Origin of the sequence: Mesorhizobium ciceri biovar biserrulae WSM1271 (assembly GCF_000185905.1) — a bacterium.
In the GTDB taxonomy this organism is placed as follows: domain Bacteria; phylum Pseudomonadota; class Alphaproteobacteria; order Rhizobiales; family Rhizobiaceae; genus Mesorhizobium; species Mesorhizobium ciceri.
Map to the genome: position 1 here is coordinate 6,086,913 of NC_014923.1, position 16,589 is coordinate 6,103,501.

Annotated in this window: 12 protein-coding genes and 1 pseudogene; 8 read left to right on the forward strand and 5 right to left on the reverse strand. The window is 58.9% G+C overall.

Features of this window, described 5'->3' with window-relative positions; all coding sequences use genetic code 11:
* Window positions 1-31: 31 nt before the first annotated feature.
* Together MESCI_RS29380 and MESCI_RS29385 are read right to left on the reverse strand one after the other, a co-directional pair.
* Window positions 32-217, reverse strand: coding sequence for a hypothetical protein (locus MESCI_RS29380; RefSeq protein WP_013533551.1), 186 nt, complete (start codon window positions 215-217; stop codon window positions 32-34).
* A 708-nt stretch (window positions 218-925) separates the two neighbouring features.
* Window positions 926-1,639, reverse strand: coding sequence for a GntR family transcriptional regulator (locus MESCI_RS29385; protein ID WP_013533552.1), 714 nt, complete (start codon window positions 1,637-1,639; stop codon window positions 926-928).
* Window positions 1,640-2,009: 370 nt separating this feature from the next.
* Between MESCI_RS29385 and MESCI_RS33130 the strand changes: the two genes are divergently transcribed.
* The gene (locus MESCI_RS33130; protein WP_276325686.1) at window positions 2,010-2,486 is read left to right on the forward strand and encodes a hypothetical protein; all 477 of its coding nucleotides are present in this window, start codon (window positions 2,010-2,012) and stop codon (window positions 2,484-2,486) included.
* A 590-nt stretch (window positions 2,487-3,076) separates the two neighbouring features.
* On the opposite strand, the gene MESCI_RS33375 is transcribed toward MESCI_RS33130, so the two are convergent.
* On the reverse strand, window positions 3,077-3,250 hold the full coding sequence (locus MESCI_RS33375) for a transposase (protein WP_157163674.1): 174 nt from the start codon (window positions 3,248-3,250) through the stop codon (window positions 3,077-3,079).
* Here MESCI_RS33375 and MESCI_RS29400 point away from each other — a divergent pair.
* From MESCI_RS29400 to MESCI_RS29410, 3 genes are all read left to right on the forward strand, one after another.
* Window positions 3,192-3,407, forward strand: coding sequence for a hypothetical protein (locus MESCI_RS29400; protein WP_150111244.1), 216 nt, complete (start codon window positions 3,192-3,194; stop codon window positions 3,405-3,407). The genes MESCI_RS33375 and MESCI_RS29400 overlap by 59 nt on opposite strands.
* 898 nt (window positions 3,408-4,305) lie before the next feature.
* Complete coding sequence (locus MESCI_RS29405) at window positions 4,306-4,878, forward strand: Spy/CpxP family protein refolding chaperone (protein WP_013533554.1); 573 nt, start codon at window positions 4,306-4,308, stop codon at window positions 4,876-4,878.
* Between the two features lie 43 nt (window positions 4,879-4,921).
* On the forward strand, window positions 4,922-5,332 hold the full coding sequence (locus tag MESCI_RS29410; RefSeq protein WP_081285670.1) for a response regulator: 411 nt from the start codon (window positions 4,922-4,924) through the stop codon (window positions 5,330-5,332).
* A 1,517-nt stretch (window positions 5,333-6,849) separates the two neighbouring features.
* On the opposite strand, the pseudogene MESCI_RS29420 reads toward MESCI_RS29410, so the two are convergent.
* Window positions 6,850-7,347: pseudogene (locus tag MESCI_RS29420) on the reverse strand (IS5 family transposase); the annotation flags it as partial.
* Window positions 7,348-7,752: 405 nt separating this feature from the next.
* On the opposite strand from MESCI_RS29420, the gene nodU reads away from it, so the two are divergent.
* Window positions 7,753-9,432 (forward strand): nodulation protein NodU, encoded by a 1,680-nt coding sequence (gene nodU / locus MESCI_RS29425; RefSeq protein WP_013533556.1) that lies wholly within the window; start codon window positions 7,753-7,755, stop codon window positions 9,430-9,432.
* 886 nt (window positions 9,433-10,318) lie between these two features.
* On the opposite strand, the gene MESCI_RS29430 is transcribed toward nodU, so the two are convergent.
* Window positions 10,319-11,281 carry a CHAT domain-containing protein gene (locus MESCI_RS29430; RefSeq protein ID WP_013533557.1) on the reverse strand — a complete coding sequence of 321 codons (963 nt, stop codon included), beginning with the start codon at window positions 11,279-11,281 and terminating at the stop codon, window positions 10,319-10,321.
* A 495-nt stretch (window positions 11,282-11,776) separates the two neighbouring features.
* Between MESCI_RS29430 and MESCI_RS29435 the strand changes: the two genes are divergently transcribed.
* Genes MESCI_RS29435 through MESCI_RS29445 form a run of 3 tightly spaced genes read left to right on the forward strand, consistent with a single transcriptional unit; the run spans window position 11,777 to window position 16,438 of the window.
* On the forward strand, window positions 11,777-12,874 hold the full coding sequence (locus MESCI_RS29435; RefSeq protein WP_013533558.1) for a CHAT domain-containing protein: 1,098 nt from the start codon (window positions 11,777-11,779) through the stop codon (window positions 12,872-12,874).
* Window positions 12,875-12,925: 51 nt separating this feature from the next.
* Window positions 12,926-15,349 (forward strand): caspase family protein, encoded by a 2,424-nt coding sequence (locus tag MESCI_RS29440; RefSeq protein WP_013533559.1) that lies wholly within the window; start codon window positions 12,926-12,928, stop codon window positions 15,347-15,349.
* A gap of 9 nt (window positions 15,350-15,358) precedes the next feature.
* Entirely contained in the window at window positions 15,359-16,438 is a 1,080-nt protein-coding gene (locus MESCI_RS29445) for a ComEC/Rec2 family competence protein (RefSeq protein WP_013533560.1), read from the forward strand.
* The last annotated feature ends 151 nt before the right edge of the window (window positions 16,439-16,589 follow it).

The following is a 16,589-nucleotide window of genomic DNA, read 5'->3' on the forward strand; positions in this document are numbered from 1 at the left end:
CAACTGGTTAGGATCGCGCGGGCGCTTGGGCTTAGGTCCGGTTGGCATACTGGTATCCTTCTAGCCTGCGCAAATCCGCCTCGATTTCCTTAAGAATTTTCTTTCGCTTGGCGATCTCCTTAGCGTCGGCAGGCTTTAGGTCCATGCCTTCCACCCGCTCGATGCTATGGCGGACCGTGTCGCGCAACCAAGTCATTTCCTTAATGACGTCGAACATGCCAGTTCCTCATGCTTCGCGTTGAGCATATATAGGAGTTCGGCCTATCGTGCGACAGTCGGTTGACGTCGATTGACGGCATGGCAAATTTCAAACTGACCCACTACCACGCGTTTGCGGTGGATCGCCACGCGCGACAAGGTGATCGAGGCCGCCATGGCGGTCGGCGCACCACTTCGTCATGAATCTAACCGGCGGGTATGAAGCCCGGACCGAACAGGAGCTGCAGATCATTGAGGAGAGTTTCCTTTCGGGCGAGACCGTGACGTCTGTCGCCAGACGACGGGGCGTGCGCCGGCGAGCCTCGGCGTGGCGCGCCGAAGCGGTGCCGTACGCCGTTCGGCGGCCTTGTTTGTTGAGAATGCCGGCGATGACGGCGTCGGGGTATGCGGCGCCAGCCCCCGCAGCAGCACCAGCGTATGCTCGTCCGTACGACGAGGAGCGGGCCAGCGGGCCGACGCACATATCTATCTTGAACGCTCCGGCTGGCCCCCGGTCTGGACAGATTCCCGAAAATTGGCGCGATCGAAGCTTTTGAGCGGTGTTCGCTATAACCTTCACATCAATCACCGCGCCAATCCGTCAGGCGCGAGGCTCGCGCGGGCAAGTGGATGTTGAATTTAGTTAATCCTCCGGGGAATCAGCAAAAGCGCCGGCAGCAACAGCAGCAAAAGTGAGCCAGAGCCACATCTCGGTGGAAACCGCCGGTCAGCTCTCGTCGAAATTCGACAGCAATGTCTTCAACCAGCTCTCTTTCGTATCCCCGGCACGAAGATTACCCTCCAGCACAAGCTCGGGGACGTTTTCAATTATCGCACTGAATTGCCGACCAATATTTGCGATCACCCCATTTTTGTCTTGCTTGTCAAGAAGCTCTACAAGCTGTCTCATATCACTTATAATACATGATAGACGCTCCGGCCGTTGCAAATCCAAAAGACGTACATATCTCGTTCGGATGTTGAACTCATGAACGAGATCCAGCATTTTTCCATTGTTTCCACCCTCTGCGATCTTCTCATAAAATACCTCGAGGAACTCCCCAAACAAAATACAGTCGTTAGAGCTGGGGATCGTAGGAAGCGTTGACCACAGCTTGGAATGCTCATCTGGGCCTTGCCTGAAAACACCCTGAAGTATTGCGTTGGCAACACCATACTCATCTGATAATTGCTTTGTATCCAGCTTTCTTGTGTAGTAGCCATTGCGAGGAGATCCGACGATGTACTTTTCGGTTTCGATCTGAATCAATGCCTCGCGTAACGGGGTAACGCTCGTTTTCAGAGTAACGCTGATTAGACGGGGGTCGAGTCGCGTATCGGGGGGTACCTTAAAATCGACGATAAGCTTCTTCAATGCTTTATAGAGTCGATTGGCCTTGGACCGATCCCACCCTGGTGTATCTTCGTGCTGCCTATACATGCCTTCTCCTGGGAGAATGGTTTCTGCTATTCAAAGAAGCTTGGGCTGCAGCCCCACTCCTGGTGTCCCTCGCCCGCCCGATCTGCCCTTACAACCCGGGGGAGCCGGTTAGATGGGGCTGATCCTCGTGCGCGCAAGTGACATTTTTGCCCCCCGGGGGCATTTGAACCTCGCCGCCACATCAAACGGTGAGCCAAAGCGGCCGCTTTAAAGCTGGCCTCACCGACTTCGCCATGCCATCGGTATCGTTCTTGTTTCGTTAAGTTTCGCTGAAGGCGCACCAGAACCTGGTCGTCACCGGCCAGACCGGGATCGAAAGTCATGGCTGGCCTGTGCCTTCGACCGTCAGGCGGCACGGCTCGATCATTCCGTGCTCTACCTGCGCGTTTTACGGCTCTCCGAGGGCCTGGCGTTCGCCCGCATTGATGGCCGCTGCCGCCGCCTCATCTACAAGCTCACGCGCGTGCGGCTCCTCATCCTCGACGACTTCGGAACGCACTCCCTCTTGGGGAGCAGCACTTCCATCTGTTCGAACTCCTCGAGAAACGCTATCGGCGCAAACCACCCTGATCACCGCCTGTGGCCAGATGGCATCATCGCCGAGCTAAATATCAGGGGCCGCGGCCATTCTCGACAGGCTCGCTCAGAACGCCCACCGCAGCGCTCCAGTGCGAAAGCAAAGCCGCTACGTCTCCTAGTGCGCGTCGCAGCCTCACTTTGCCAGAGCGCCGCCTCTATTCACTTCCCATGTATCTTAGTGAACAAATGTCCGCCTACTAAGCATCACGTCGTTCGCTGCCTGCAGTGCCTGCCCGTCACCTTCCGCCCTTCATTGTGGAGAATCTGATCCAAATGGCCAGCCGAGGTGTTCATGGGGCGCGCGATTGCGGGTAATCCTCTGCGCTCCACTCGTGATTATTGCACGTCCGATAGCCAAGGCAATTCTGGGCAACGCTGACATTTCCGCAAACACGCGCCGCACGATTTCCTCGGCGATCCGCTCCGGGGATCGACGTGGGCTCGTCTTCGGCCGGTACGAACGATGCCATGCCGGCGAGGCATTCGCGCAGCATGCGCCACGACCTTCGCCGCAGCGGGAACTGGCTTCATGTACATGCGCGAATTAGCCCTAAAGAAGATTGAGCGCGCGATCAAAATCATCGTTGCCACCAGACGCGGGCACCAAGCGCTAGATTCCTTCCACCGTCATGAGTGCTGACAACGGCCTTTGGCGTAGAAATTGGCCCGCCACTCGATCGGCGATCGAGGCACTTGGACTGCGGATATCAGGTGCAAGAGGCGGACTTGACGCTCTGACGGGCCGCATTTTTGCCTGGACGCGCCGGCGCGTCTGGAACGACCCGATCGCGAACGACGTGTGGCAGCGCTTCGATCGGGTCGACCTTGCGCCGGCCGATGCGGTCTGATCCTGTAAGCTCAGGCGCCCTCGACCAACGCGCGCCGGGCATGGTGTTGCCGGTCGTTGTGATGCGGCCCGCGCCAGACGGTCTCGCCACTCGATTGCTCGCCAGGGACCAGGCCGAAGTAGGCCATGAGCCGGCGTGGATTGAAGAAGCGGGTGAAGTCGCCGACTTCCGCGACCAGCACCACGGCAATGGCTGACGCGATACCGCGTATTGCCTACAGGCATCACCCACCGGGCGCCGGTTCGTTCCGGGATCGGGCTGAGTATCTGTTCCTGGACCTGCTGCAGGCGCCGTTCCGCATCCATGACGGCATCGACGTAGTCCTGAATCCGACCTGCTGAGCGGGATGTTCGAAGGCCAATGTCAAAGCCATCGGCAGTAAGCCATTCGCCAGGCCGCCCCACGCTCTTGCTTATGCCCGTGACGCAGCAGAAATCGCGAAGACGTTCATGCGCTCGCGTCAATATCTGTCGCACGACGGGGCTACACAGGCGATCAGGTCGCGCATGGCTCTTCGTGATCGTTATGGGCACCCAGACGGGGGGGTCAACTCTCCGGCCCGATTGCGGCGGGCGAGCATGGTGGCATCGCGACGGTTTATCTTCACCCGATCGGCCGGCCGCCTCGGAATCAGCGATGACGCCACCACGTCGCAGCGATGACTCAGGCTTGTGAGTTGGCGATAACGGCCATAACCGCACGCGCCGGTCTCATAGCCAAACGCCAGCGGCTTGCCGGAATACCCAGACGGTTGCAGAGCTTTTTGATGCATCAGTGTCATTGGGAATCTCGCCGAATATTCCAGCGATCCGCCGCGTCAGCTCGCTGCCACCGCGATCGAAATCCGCTCCTTGTGAATATCCACATAGGGCCCGCCTCTTGTGCATGAGGCACTGCGCCGGCCAGCTGGCTTAACCCTCGGCCGTTGCTTATCGGATGACGCCCCCCCTCAGGCCCAGCAGTCATAAGGAGTACGTGGAGTCGCCGCGGCTCCCGACACCGTCACATCAATCCAGAAATTGAACAATAAGTTGGACTATATTATTAAATATATGTTAGTATACCTCTTCACCTGTGGGCGACATGCCCGATTGCATCATGTTCCCGCAAAATACTGGGATATATTCGGAAATATACTTATATTCTCTTGCCTTCTAACTGGCACAAACCTATCTGGTGCAAATGCCGGTTCTACTGATCCAGGCATTCCACTCGACCAACATTCAAAGGAATATGTTTATGGCCGAACCTGAACCCTCTGCGTGGCAGAAACTTCGTCACCATTTCTCCCGCGCTCCGAAGTCGAAGAACTGGGGCAAGCGCATCGCAATCGGCGGCATTGCGGTCGTCACGCTTGCCAGCGTCGGCGTCTCTGGCGCGCTCAGCCAGGGTTACGGACGCGTGCAGCGCTTCGACGTCGGCGGCGGCCACGCCGGACCCGACATGCACATGCAGACCAGCCTCCGCCATGGGACGGGCTACTGCGCGCATGACTTAGAGTCCAAGCTCGCTGATCTTGACATCACGCCCGAGCAGGAAGAAGAGTTGGCGGCGATCACCGACGAGGTCCATAACCATATGCGCCTCATCGAGCAGGGCTTAATCCAGGCGCACAATGATCTCGCCGAGCTGCTCAACGCGCCAACCCTCGACCCCGACGCAGTGGAGGAGGTGCGCGCCGAGATTGTCGAGTGGGCCGGCGAGGCTTTGCGCGCGCTGACGACCGATCTGCTGGATGCCACCGAGGTGTTGACGGCCGAGCAGCTTGAGCAGTTGCTCGACGATTTCGAGGATCTCGAAGATCGCGGATAAGCTCTATACGAGCACAGGTTCGAATCGGAGCTGACAAACGAGCATGGCGGACCAGGTCCTCATCGTCGATGAGGACAGGCGCCTGTCCGCCATGCTCGCGGAATATCTGACGGGTTACGGGTTTCGTGTACTAACGGCGGACACGGCGGGGTGGGCATTGCCGACATCGCGCGGCAGTACGCCCCAAGCCGTAATTCTCGATGTCAGGCTGCCTGACATGGACGGCTTAGAGGCGCTCAAGCGCAGCCGCGCGAACTCCGACGTGCCGGTTCTGATGCTGACGGCGCGGGCCGACGAAACCGACCGCATCGGGGCTGGAAACAGGCCCGGGCGATATTGGAGGCGCAGGCCAAGTAGACCTGTGGAAGGTTGTAACTCTCATCTGCATCCTGAAACGCCCACCTCAGAAGGGAAAGCTGATCCGAACCCTCATGCGGCGGGGCGATCAGGATGAGATTCGACCTGTCTCCCAAATAGTCTCGCCATAGAGCGCTCAAGCTCAACCTGCAACGCGAATAGTTTTCGACAGAATCGGAAAATAAGGCAAACATGTGATGCAACGACTGTTACTGACATCTGTGGCGCTTTGTGGCCTGACGGCGGGCGCTACCGCCACAGTGCCGGTGAACGCCGAGTCCGCGTCTATAGCCTGGGCAGGTCTATAGCCTGGGCAGCGGCCCCTCCAGTTTTTTCCTTCGAAGGTGGCCAGCGCTATTTCTACAGTACCGGCAAAACATCGAAGGACCTTTACAATCATGAAGGCACGTCACTGCTCTCGCGGCTTACCTATGACGATTTAGACGCGTATTCAATTGAAGTCTTCTTCAACGCGATCCACAATCCGACTGGCATTTTCGTCAAGGGCCTCGTCGGTGCGGGCTGGATTACCTAGGTTCTCTCGTCGACGAGGACTTCAAAAACGGCTTCTCATAATGCGGATAGAGTTGCGTGTACCGCGCCAATGCAAACAAGGCGGTTCAAAACATCCGAAAGTCGGCTTCTGTTACTACATTGTCAGCTATTAGACATCGCCGAAGACGCCGGCCGACAATCCCAGCGAAGAGAGGGGCCGAGTCGTTCTCGGCATCAACCTGGCCCGTGAACAGGTACCAGCCCACACATCGTAACCAAGGTGACGGCGGCTACACGGAACGTTGGCAGCCTGACGTATCGCGCGGACTAGCACGCCGGCACGAACAAGGGTCTGGCCCGGATACGCCGCCCCATAAACGTTGATCTCATCAATGCGCTACGGAGCTCAGCATTCCTCGGAGAGCCGGTCGAGGGCGGGGAGTTCCCGCGAAAGACGACCGACATAATCGCGCAATTCCTCCTTCGGCACTTCTGAGCTCAGGTTTTCATGCATGGCCACAAGACCGCACATGCTCGACAGCGCATTGCTGAATGTCGTTGGAGCGATCGGATACCGAGCAGGGGCGTGCCGGCTTGTGCCATTTCTCCGAGCCGGTGCCCCCGGCATGAACAGCCTCGGTAGATGAACAACAGATCAGCTCCCGACAGTCTGGTCCGACGAACTATTCGACGCAAATCAGCAGCACTTCCGTACCGCTGGTCGCTAATGTCAGGCTTGCCCTTGGCAAGTTGTGGCGGGCGGAGGAGCTATCATGAAGACTGGTGAGACTCATAGCAAAGCAGCGTACGCCAAATCCCGGAACCAGTCGGTGTTTTCAGATGAAGACGCCTTGCTCTCTAGAAAAGGTAGAAGCCAGATTGAAGTCGAAAATGCTTCTGCAAGCGCGTGCGGCAGATAACGATCCACGCGCGACCTTTTGCGACCGGTGGATCAATGATCGAGGCCTGCTTCTTGACGATGATGCCATTGATATCGCCAAGGCAGCGTACCTAGCTTTTTTTCAGCAAGAACAACTCGTATCCGCCGATTATGAGGTTCGAGCACGAGCTGGTGACCATGGCACTCGAGTTGTTTCACGCGAGGCCAGAAGCCGTTAGAAGCTTTATTGCATCGGGTTGGAGGGCGTCGAGCATGGCGGCGGCGGGCTTGCCTTCATGTGCCTGTCCGGCCGTCGGGACAAGGTCGATCGCCCGGCCTTCGGCATCGACGAGCGCGGGGATCTTGGTCGTGAGCCCGCCGCGGGAACGTCCCATGCAGCCATCGTCAGCGCCCCCCTTTTTTGCCGTGGCAGCGTGCAGGTGAACGCGGACACAGGAGCTGTCGATCATGATGATCTCGCCGTCAGATGCCTTGGAAACCGCCGCCAGAAGCCGATCCCAGGCCCCGGTTTTGCGCCATCGCACGAACCGGTTGTAGAAGGTGGTGTAGGGGTCATAGCGTTCCGGCACATCGGCCTAGGGTGAGCCGGTGCGGAAGCGCCACAGGATGCCGTTGAGCACCTTGCGGTGGTCAACGCGTGCCACAGCGCGGACCTTGGCGGGGAGATGAGGCGCGATGATGCCCCATTCAAAATCGCTCAATTCATACCGACGCATCAAAGCCTCCAAAAGAAGCCCTGAATCAGACTTACATCAGCACGATACCCAGTTTATGAGTGGCCTAGCGCTGTCGAACAGCCGATCGGCGCGTTGAGGCGCCAAGGGCTGCTGACCGGCAGTTGCCAGCAACCAAATGCTGAAGGTGGCGTGCGGGTCGCCGTCACGAGAGGACGCAGACGGCAAGCTTGGCTCGGGTGGCTTGCTCAACAGAGCGCTGGGGCTCCGTGTCCACCATCTTCTAGATCACGCGGCAGACCTGATCATTCATCGCGCGGATGCCTCATATCCAAACAATCTAATTTACCGGTCCCGCATCATAGCGCATAGCGCGACATCGAACCCACGGCTTTTTCTCAGCCGTTTTCAGCGGGTGCTCTACTGGCACCTCGACAAGGATCTACTATGCGTATTTGCGGTATTAAGCTGACGCACGACGGCGGGATTGCTGTCGTGGAAGACGGCAGATTAATCTTTTGCGTCGAGCAGGAGAAGCTTGAAAATAACCCACGGTACCAACATATCGAGCGGCTTGAGACGGTCGTAGCTGTTCTGGCTGAAAACGGGCTGGCTCCGGGCGATATCGACCGGTTCGTCATTGACGGATGGGACGGTGAGATCCAGTCGGAATTCCATGTTTTGAGCAAGGGCTCCCCGATCACTCTCAACGGCGCGCCATATGTGGAGTGGGACGCCGAAAACCCACTGAAGGCCTATGAAGGTTCCGGTCTCGTCCTCGACAATGGGGTATTTTCCTACGAAAGCTACCCGCATGTTCTTGGGCACGTGGCTTCTGCATACTGCACCAGTTCATTCGCGAAAGCAGAAGAACCGGCGCTTTGTCTGGTATGGGACGGCTGCATTTTTCCGCGGCTTTACTACGTCGAGCCAAGTGGAGTGAGATTTGTTGGCAGCCTGTTTCCGATGATAGGCCATGCCTATGCCGCCGCCGGTCAACATTTCGGTCCTTACAGGCAAGAACTGCGGGCTGGCTGGAATCTGGGCATCGCCGGCAAGTTGATGGCTTATATCGCGCTTGGAGTAGTCCGTGAACACATCGTGAATGTATTTCAGGAGCTTTACGATGACCGTTTCGCCGGGGATACGGACCACGCGTCGGAATACAGGAACAACACCCACAGCGAAGAGGCGCTGCTCACTGCTGTACACAACTTCTTCGATGCTAGCGCCTCGGCACTAATTTCCGAAACTCCCGAGGACATACTTGCTTCTTTCCATGCCTTCGTAGAGCGTCTTCTCGTCCGGGAACTGAAAAGCGCACTGCGTCGGTACTTGGTTCCGGAAACCCGAAACCTGTGCATCGCCGGCGGATGCGGGCTGAATATCAAATGGAATAGCGCCCTTCGGGCGAGCGGTTTATTCGACGCAGTCTGGGTACCTCCGTTTCCAAACGACAGCGGATCGGCGATTGGTGCCGCTTGCTGCGCGCTGTCCGCCGACAAAGGTTTCGTGCATCTTGACTGGTCAGTCTACAGCGGGCCGAATGTGGGCCGTGGCAAGATTCCCCCCGGTTGGCAATCTGCTGCTTTCAGCCTGAAAGATCTTGCCGGTTTGCTCGCCGACAACAAGCCTGTGGTGTTCCTTGCAGGCCGCGCAGAGCTTGGTCCGCGTGCCTTGGGAGGCAGAAGCATTCTGGCGGCTGCAACTTCGCCGGAAATGAAGGACCATCTCAACAAGATCAAATTGCGAGAGCACTTCCGGCCGGTAGCGCCAATATGCTTGGAGGATCGTGCACCTGACATGTTTGACCCCGGCACGCCGGATCCTTACATGCTGTTCGACCACCGGACCCGTTCAGAGTGGAAAGAAATAATCCCGGCGGTCGTCCATCTCGACGGAACTGCGCGACTTCAGACGGTTTCAAGAGCTTCCGAACACCCAATTGCAGAACTTCTCATAGAGTACGAGAAACTCACGGGCATTTCGCTGCTCTGCAACACGAGTGCAAATCTCAATGGACGTGGTTTTTTTCCGGATGCTGCTGCCGCCTGTGAGTGGGGCTGCGTAGACCACGTTTGGTGCGATGGGTTGCTTTTGACCAAGACAAGTCAATTCGAGGGCTGACCGAGCCGCAGCCAAGGTTCCTGCATCGCCGGCGTGGAGCGCGGCTGCGACAATCATCGGGTCGCACATCCATGGAGCTGTTGCTCCTTGGCTGGCGTCGATCACCACATAAGGTCAAGGTGGGCACATAGGCTACCGTGCCGTCTCCTTCCTGAGCCGCCGGGGTGACATGCGACCGATCATTCCAACGTCGTAGTTGGCGTCATCGCAAAGTATCCGGCGGCCTGAATGGTCTAGATCACAGCCTCCTCGAGGAACGGTTCGTTGCACGAAATTCGCTCGTAGGAAAATGGCGACAGGTCCAGTGTCTGAAAACCGCCGCGGATGCATCAATAACGTTCAATGGAAGAAACTGACCGGTTAGGTTCGTTGCCTGCCATACCTCAGGGGTGAGCATCCGACGCCTCCCGATGCGCCGAAGGCCGACGGAAGCCACTTTAGCAACGTTGGACGGATGAACGAGGTTCGATATCCCGAAGCTTGCGCTTCCTCTTGGTTTCCGCACTCCTGACAAGATGCGACTTTCGCGTATTGCTTTGCGCTGGCAACAGTTCGGTTGGGCCAAAAGCCCGCCGCTGCGGTTGACTGGAAGCCGCCATTGACTGCCCCTGCGCCGCGACCGTCCTCGAGACGCGTGAGAACACTAGGCGCGCGATAGACACGCTACAGCCTTCATCGCCGCTGAGTTGGAGAGAGCAAAACTGCGCAGAGAACGGCTCCAAACCCGACAGTGACGCGCAAATCCTTTGCTGAAGAGCTTGAAAGTGACTCGCAACCGAGGATGCGCTCATCAGCATTGCTGCGGAGATGAAAGTGGGCGGTCGGAGGTCATTCAAATCGTGTTGCGCAAGTGGGAGCTCAAGCGGCTGTAGAAGCGAACACCCGGCTAAGGACACTGCACGATAACAGGCGTTTCGTGCTCCGCGATGCCAAACAGTTTCAATTCGACAATCCCCAGTTCGAATGCGACCGGGATGCCCTTTCCGGCACCAAGTGCTCGGTAGAAACCCGTGGCGAACGCGATCGCCGCTTCGTCACTGATCGTCGTGTGCATGCCGATGACGAAGGGGACATGCGGGGCAATCGCAAGAGCCTGGTTTTCAGAAAAGCAAGCGTTGAGCAGGACACACTGGACTTTCTCGCCCGCCGCCGCGAACAGCGCGGCCAACGCGTCGGGGTCGATTTCGTGGCTCGTCCCATCGGATGCTTCCACACAGATTGCACCATCAGCAGTACCGTGGCCGGAGAAGTGCACATAGGCCGGTTCGAGCTCAAGCAGTGCCCGCACCATGTCCTTGGCACGGACTGCTCCGCGTGTTTGGAGGTCAAACCGCTCGCGGTATCCTGCCATTGCCAGCTCTTCTCGAATGTCCCGCAATTCCCTGTCGAGCCGCAACCGTGTTCTGTCCGAGGGATTGGCCGCTAGAAAGAGTATCCGGAGCTTCGTAGCCGTCTCGACAGCTAGTCCGCTCAGAGAGGTCACATAGTCCATTGTACTGTCGGCCCAGAGCGCGATACCATCGAAGAAATCGGCTTCTGCGCGTTCGTAGCGACGCTGCGCTTCCTCCGTCCCGAAATGTTCACGTGAGACAGGCGGGTTGCGCGAATCTCTGATCGCCTGCGCGAACTCACGGCACCCCTTCCACTGCTGGCTGGGATCCCCTCCGGTTACCCGTCTGGCCTTCTCCCGCACAAGGCTTTCAATCAGCTCGACCTCCGCGTCCCTGGGCCATTCTTCGGGCGTGATACCAGTGTCTTCCTTACGGTAGTGTCCAGCGGTACGCTTCGCCCTGGCCTTGAGCGAGCCAATAAGGCTTTTTAGCCCACTTCCGTTCGCGTCGATTTCCATCTTAGCCACGCTAATCCCCAATGCAGCGCCGTGCCGAGCAATGTACCCGTCGTGAGGCGCGAGCTTCACCTTAAAGCGAGCTGTGTTCGCCTGAACCGATTCGAGCCGAGGTCTCTTGCGATCCGCTGCCGCCACCACCTGCCGATGGGATCGCTGGGATCTTCTCGGCGGAGGTGCGCTTCCTAGCCCCAATGCCGCTGCCCGCTCGACCGCTGTTCGGTCGCCACGACTCGACCATACGTCGCCTCGTGGGTCGACAATTGGTAGGCAAGTTCATACGGTTTAGCTTCGAGTTCAAGAGCAGTGATGGAGAATTGCATGAATCAGCCAACTCTGCCGCCCTCTGAGCAGGAATTACTTGAACTTTGTCCTCAGAAACGCGAGCCAGGGAAGCGAGGAGGCCTAGGTCCGATGTTTCAGGCGCCACTGTTTGATTGCCCCCGGACAGCCCTTGCTCTTGGCTCGACCGCACCCATTCTGATTTCGGAGTAGACAATGTCGCGCATCGATAGCCTGCGCAGCGAACTCGCTCGGCTTAAGCAATCGGAAGGGCGGCTTCGGAAGGAACTCGCCGGGCACGAGGCAACAGTTGCTGTGGCGCGGAAAGATGCCGGTTCGAAGCGTCAGTCGGCGGCGCGGTCCCGCAATGCGTCGTCGATCAATTCCTATCTCCGCTCGGCTGTGTCACTCGACCACAAGGCCACCGAAAGCGGTAAGAAGGCTGCCGCGGTCGCCGAGAAAATCGGTCGCAACGCCAAGGACCAAGCGAGCAAGCAGGCAGCGATCGCTAGCGCGGAAGAAGACCTGCGCAAGGAACGCGAGCGCGCCGACAAGAAGCGCCGACGTGAGGAACTCACTCACGCGCGTCAGGTTCACGGGCTCCTGCAGTCGGCCCCGCATCTCGCGCGTATCCCCGAGCCCAAACCCGAACGGCTCCGAGTCCTCTACGTCACAGCCAATCCCGAAGCGACCGAACGCATCTACCAGCGCGACGACGGGTCAGTCGTCGAGGAGGGCCGGTGGCTCCAGACCGACCGTGAGGTGCGGGACGTTCGCAAGGCACTCAAGAGTGCGCTGCATCGCGATCTCATCGATCTCGAGCATCTTCCGGCAGCGACGTTCGCCGATCTGATCGATGGGACAAACGAACGACGTCCGCATGTTATCCATTTTTCGGGTCATGCCGCCGAGGGCGCCTTGCTATTTGACGACGGGCTTGTCCACAGTACTCAAGCACGACCGATACCGCTGCAGTGGATTGCCGATCTGCTGGCGGCAACGACAACGCCACCGATTCTCGTTGTCCTCAATGCGTGCGACAGTCTCGTCGGCGCCGAAGCGCTGCTCGAAACGGTCGCTGTTATTATCGGAATGCGTGGTGAAGTCGGGGATATTGGCGCCAGGGTATTCGCAGTGCGTTTTTATGCAGCGATCGCTGAGGGGCAGCCGGCGGGGATGGCTTTGCAGCAGGCCAGACTTGGCCTCAAGGACGCTTTGCTGCTGGACGACGCCTCCTTGCTCGAGTCGTTGTCACGATCGGGGACAGACCTTGATCAGGTTGTGTTGGTGAAGGGGCAAACGCCCGCCGCCTGAGACTGATAGTTCGTGCCGGCGCGTCCGGACCAAAATGGAACTGGGGGACTGATGAGTAGCGACGACAACGCTGAACGCGACAAGGGTCTCGTCTTTGTGGATACCGCTTTCGACCGACGGCCCGCGACCCATGTGATGATCATTGGCGTCGGCGCGTTTCAGAGCAAGAAGCTGAAGCCGGTTACTTCACCGCCGATCTCGGCACGCGCTATCGCCGACTGGTTTCTCGATCAGAAGGCCGGATTCACCAACCCGGAGCGGCCGCTCGGGAGCCTTGCACTGGCCCTCTCTGAAACGCCCCCTGGGCAGGCTGGCGCCCAATATGCAAGCGTAACCGTGCCACGAGCGACGTTTGCCGAGGTGAAGGCTGCAGTGAAGGACTGGGTCAAGCGGGCCAATACGCACAAGGACAACGTGATGGTGCTGTTCCTTTCAAGCCACGGCGAGAGCTTCGGTCGGAGGACAGCCTTCTTACTTGAAGACTACGACACAGACCCGCTTGAGCAGACCGCCGGAATGACCGAGATCGAGCAGTTCATTACAGCGCTCGAGAACGCTGTGCCGACGTCGCAGCTGTTATTGTTCGATTGCTGCCGTTTGAAGACCTCGTTGGGGCTGCCTGCCGAAGAGGAGTTCGGCACCAAGCTGATCTCGCTTTCACGAGCGCGGGACGACCACGGTGGAACGCGCCACCAATGGGCGCTCTGCTCAACTAGCCTCTATGAGGAGGCCGACGGTCGGCGCGATAAGACAACTGTCTTCACCGACAGTTTGCTCCGAGCGCTCAACGGTGCCGCGGCCGACGTGTCGGGGGCTCGCTGGCCGGTTCGACCCGGCATTCTCGTTGACCGGCTCACTCAGTTTCTAAGGCTCTTTGCTCGACCAGACGGGTCGTTGCAGACGCCGGCGGGCCGAGCCGCTGGAAGCTTTGCGATCACCTATCCTGGCGGCCTTGATCGGGTGAAAACCTATGTCAGTCTTTCCGATCGAGCCCGATGGCCACGCTGTCGCACCGTCATCTCAGACCATCGGGAGGTCGTATCTACGAAAACTGCGGGCGAGGCCGCGCCCTTCTTCGCGGAGTTTGACCTCGAAGAACTGAAGACAGTGACGATTTCAATTGATCGGGACGGCAAGGCTCTTGGGTCAGAGATACTTACCCCTCGCGCTCCCGTGGCATTCGTCGAAATCGGAGCGGTACCGACCGTCGAAACCGCCTCGCCAGTCCCGCGTCGCGGCCCCAGCGCCGAATTGGTTTTTGAGTTTACTGCCGCAGCGGAGGTAGGGGCCGGCTTCGTCGTCGCATTGTCGCGGCGCGACGGCAACAACCCCGGTCCACTGAAACCAGTAGTCGGCGGCACTCGCGAAAAGCTGCGCCTTGACGTCGAGCCGGGTGCCTACAGCGCCGTCATTACGCTTCCCGACGGGACGAGCGTCAGCAGGGAACTCCAAGCCGAGCAAGGCGCGAGTGTCCATAGCCTGATTGTCAGCGGCCCTTCCCTGCATGAATGGCTGGGGTATGCGACCTTAGCCGGCGCGCTTCTTGCCAGCACCTCAATATCCCAGGGGCCAGACGCGGTCAGCGCACCTCGATTTCCACAGCAGCCTCTCAATCCTAGAGGACCGACGGTCACCAGTGTCGCCCGTTCAATGCCGGCCCCCTCGTTCTCCGAACTCGTCGGGGTAATGGCCAAGCCGCGCGACGCAGCCCGCCTAGGTGCGGCAGGCCCGCGAACACCCGCCTTGCGGGAGGCAGCGGGCGACCGGGACTTTCTTCGCTTTGATGTGCCCGAGCACAATCCTCTGGTCTTCGAAGACGCCTACACGCAGCGCCGCGGGCCGCTCTGGGCCGTCCTTGGATTCGGTACCCGCATCGAAGCGGCCTTTGTGCCGCAGTTGGGCCGGCCGAGCGACCCAAACGAATGGTCCGCTCACCTAATCGTCGCCGCCGCTCCAGCAGAAGGGCGAGCCGCGACGTCGGGCATCGTCGAGTCATACCGATGGTCCGGCCTGCTGGCGTTCCTCGCTTCGCGCGACTTTGAGCGTGGCTCCGAGGTTCTCAAGGTCATGCAAGGAGAGGTCCGCGAGGCCGTCCGCAGCAAGATGACCAACCCGCTAGCGGCCGTGGCGGGTGCTCTAATCGCAGTGGGAGCCGGAGCATCGGAGCTTGTGCCACGGCAATGGCTCGAGAACATCACCAACCGGTTTCCGCAAATCCCCGACGGGCCTATTATCCTGGCGCGTCGCCTGATGACCGAGAGGTCGCCCGACTTCGATCGCATCTCCGAATTGCTCGAACAAGGGTTCAGCCGCGGCGTGCCATTTTTCTCGCTCACCTGCGACTGGCTGGCCCGCGGTCTTGAATCGGTTCCTGGGTCGCAGGAGGAGTCTTCACAGGAGCGAGGGCTGGTCCGACGGGTCGCGGCTCGCGTCGATCCGCAACAGGCCTTCACAGTGGTCAAGCTTACTCCATGAGGTAGCTCAATGTTCACACTCACCATGAATCCGGCGTCTGAGGGCGATGCGCTTGTCCTCGCCTGGGGCGATGAGGACCATTCGTATCACGCCCTGGTCGATCTCGGCCGCACAAAGGACTACGGCACTGCCCGGCCTGCGCTAAAGGAGATGAGCAACTGCGAACTCTTCGTAATCAGCCACATCGATGCCGATCACATCGAAGGAGCCATGCCTTTGGTGCGCGAGGCCGCGGCGCCGTTCAATCCCAAAGAGGTGTGGTTCAATGCCTACCATCACCTTGTCGAAGCGCGCGACCGCATTACAGCGGGTCTCGAAACCGAGCCGCTCAACGCCGAGCAGGGCGAAAAGCTTTCGTCCGGCATCGATAAGTTCAATTGGAAATGGAACTCCCGCTTCGCCAGCCGCATAGCCTCACGTGGGAGCCCGGAGGCAAGTGGCGAAATTAGCTTCGCCGGGCTCGCGATTCGCCTACTCTCGCCCAACGATGCAGATCTTGCCGCGCTGATCCCGCGTTGGATGGACGAACTTGAAGCCAATGGACTCCGCCCATTCGACCCTGACCACGGAATGGGCGAACCTGGCTCAGATCGCGAGCCCTTGTCCGGGCTGGACGTCGAGCAACTCGCCTCCAAACGCTTCAAGGAAGACACCGCCGCGCCTAATCGCAGCAGCATCGCCTTCATTGCCGAGTTCGGCGGTCGCCGCGTCCTTTTGGGCGCCGATGCCCATCCGGGCATCATGGAGCGCGCTTTGCGGGAGCTCGGAGCGAGCGAGGCCGAACCCTATCCCCTCGCTTGCTTCAAAGTCTCCCATCACGGCAGCAAGGCCAATACCTCGCCAGAGATTCTTAGGATTCTCGATTGCACGGCATTCGCCTTTTCGACGGATGGCTCGCGCCACAACCACCCCGATCCCGAAACTATCGCAAGAATCCTTGTGAATGACCCGGTGCGTCAAAAGGTTCTGTATTTCAATTATGCGCAAGAGAACACCACGATCTGGAACGACCCCGAGACAATGCGCCGCTTCAATTACCACTGCGTGTTTCCTGCCCAAGGCGAGCAGGGCTTGGTCATTTCTATCTGAGGGGAGTGGTCGCGTTCTCTTCCTCAGGGCAAAATCTGGGCACGGTCATCGGTCTTGTGATGACCATTACATGCCATGTTGCCGCATCGCGATCTGTTGGCCAAATGAGGTTGGAGCGGGCGTGAAAAAGCCATCGCAACCCCTGCCTTCC

Coding starts and splice junctions, on each gene's coding strand:
- MESCI_RS29435 (WP_013533558.1), top strand. CDS start 11,777: ATGTCGCGCATCGATAGCCTGCGCAGCGAACTCGCTCGGCTTAAGCAA.
- MESCI_RS29400 (WP_150111244.1), top strand. CDS start 3,192: ATGAGCCGGCGTGGATTGAAGAAGCGGGTGAAGTCGCCGACTTCCGCG.
- nodU (WP_013533556.1), top strand. CDS start 7,753: ATGCGTATTTGCGGTATTAAGCTGACGCACGACGGCGGGATTGCTGTC.
- MESCI_RS29405 (WP_013533554.1), top strand. CDS start 4,306: ATGGCCGAACCTGAACCCTCTGCGTGGCAGAAACTTCGTCACCATTTC.
- MESCI_RS29410 (WP_081285670.1), top strand. CDS start 4,922: ATGGCGGACCAGGTCCTCATCGTCGATGAGGACAGGCGCCTGTCCGCC.
- MESCI_RS29445 (WP_013533560.1), top strand. CDS start 15,359: ATGTTCACACTCACCATGAATCCGGCGTCTGAGGGCGATGCGCTTGTC.
- MESCI_RS29440 (WP_013533559.1), top strand. CDS start 12,926: ATGAGTAGCGACGACAACGCTGAACGCGACAAGGGTCTCGTCTTTGTG.
- MESCI_RS29385 (WP_013533552.1), bottom strand. CDS start 1,639: ATGTATAGGCAGCACGAAGATACACCAGGGTGGGATCGGTCCAAGGCC.
- MESCI_RS29380 (WP_013533551.1), bottom strand. CDS start 217: ATGTTCGACGTCATTAAGGAAATGACTTGGTTGCGCGACACGGTCCGC.
- MESCI_RS29430 (WP_013533557.1), bottom strand. CDS start 11,281: ATGGAAATCGACGCGAACGGAAGTGGGCTAAAAAGCCTTATTGGCTCG.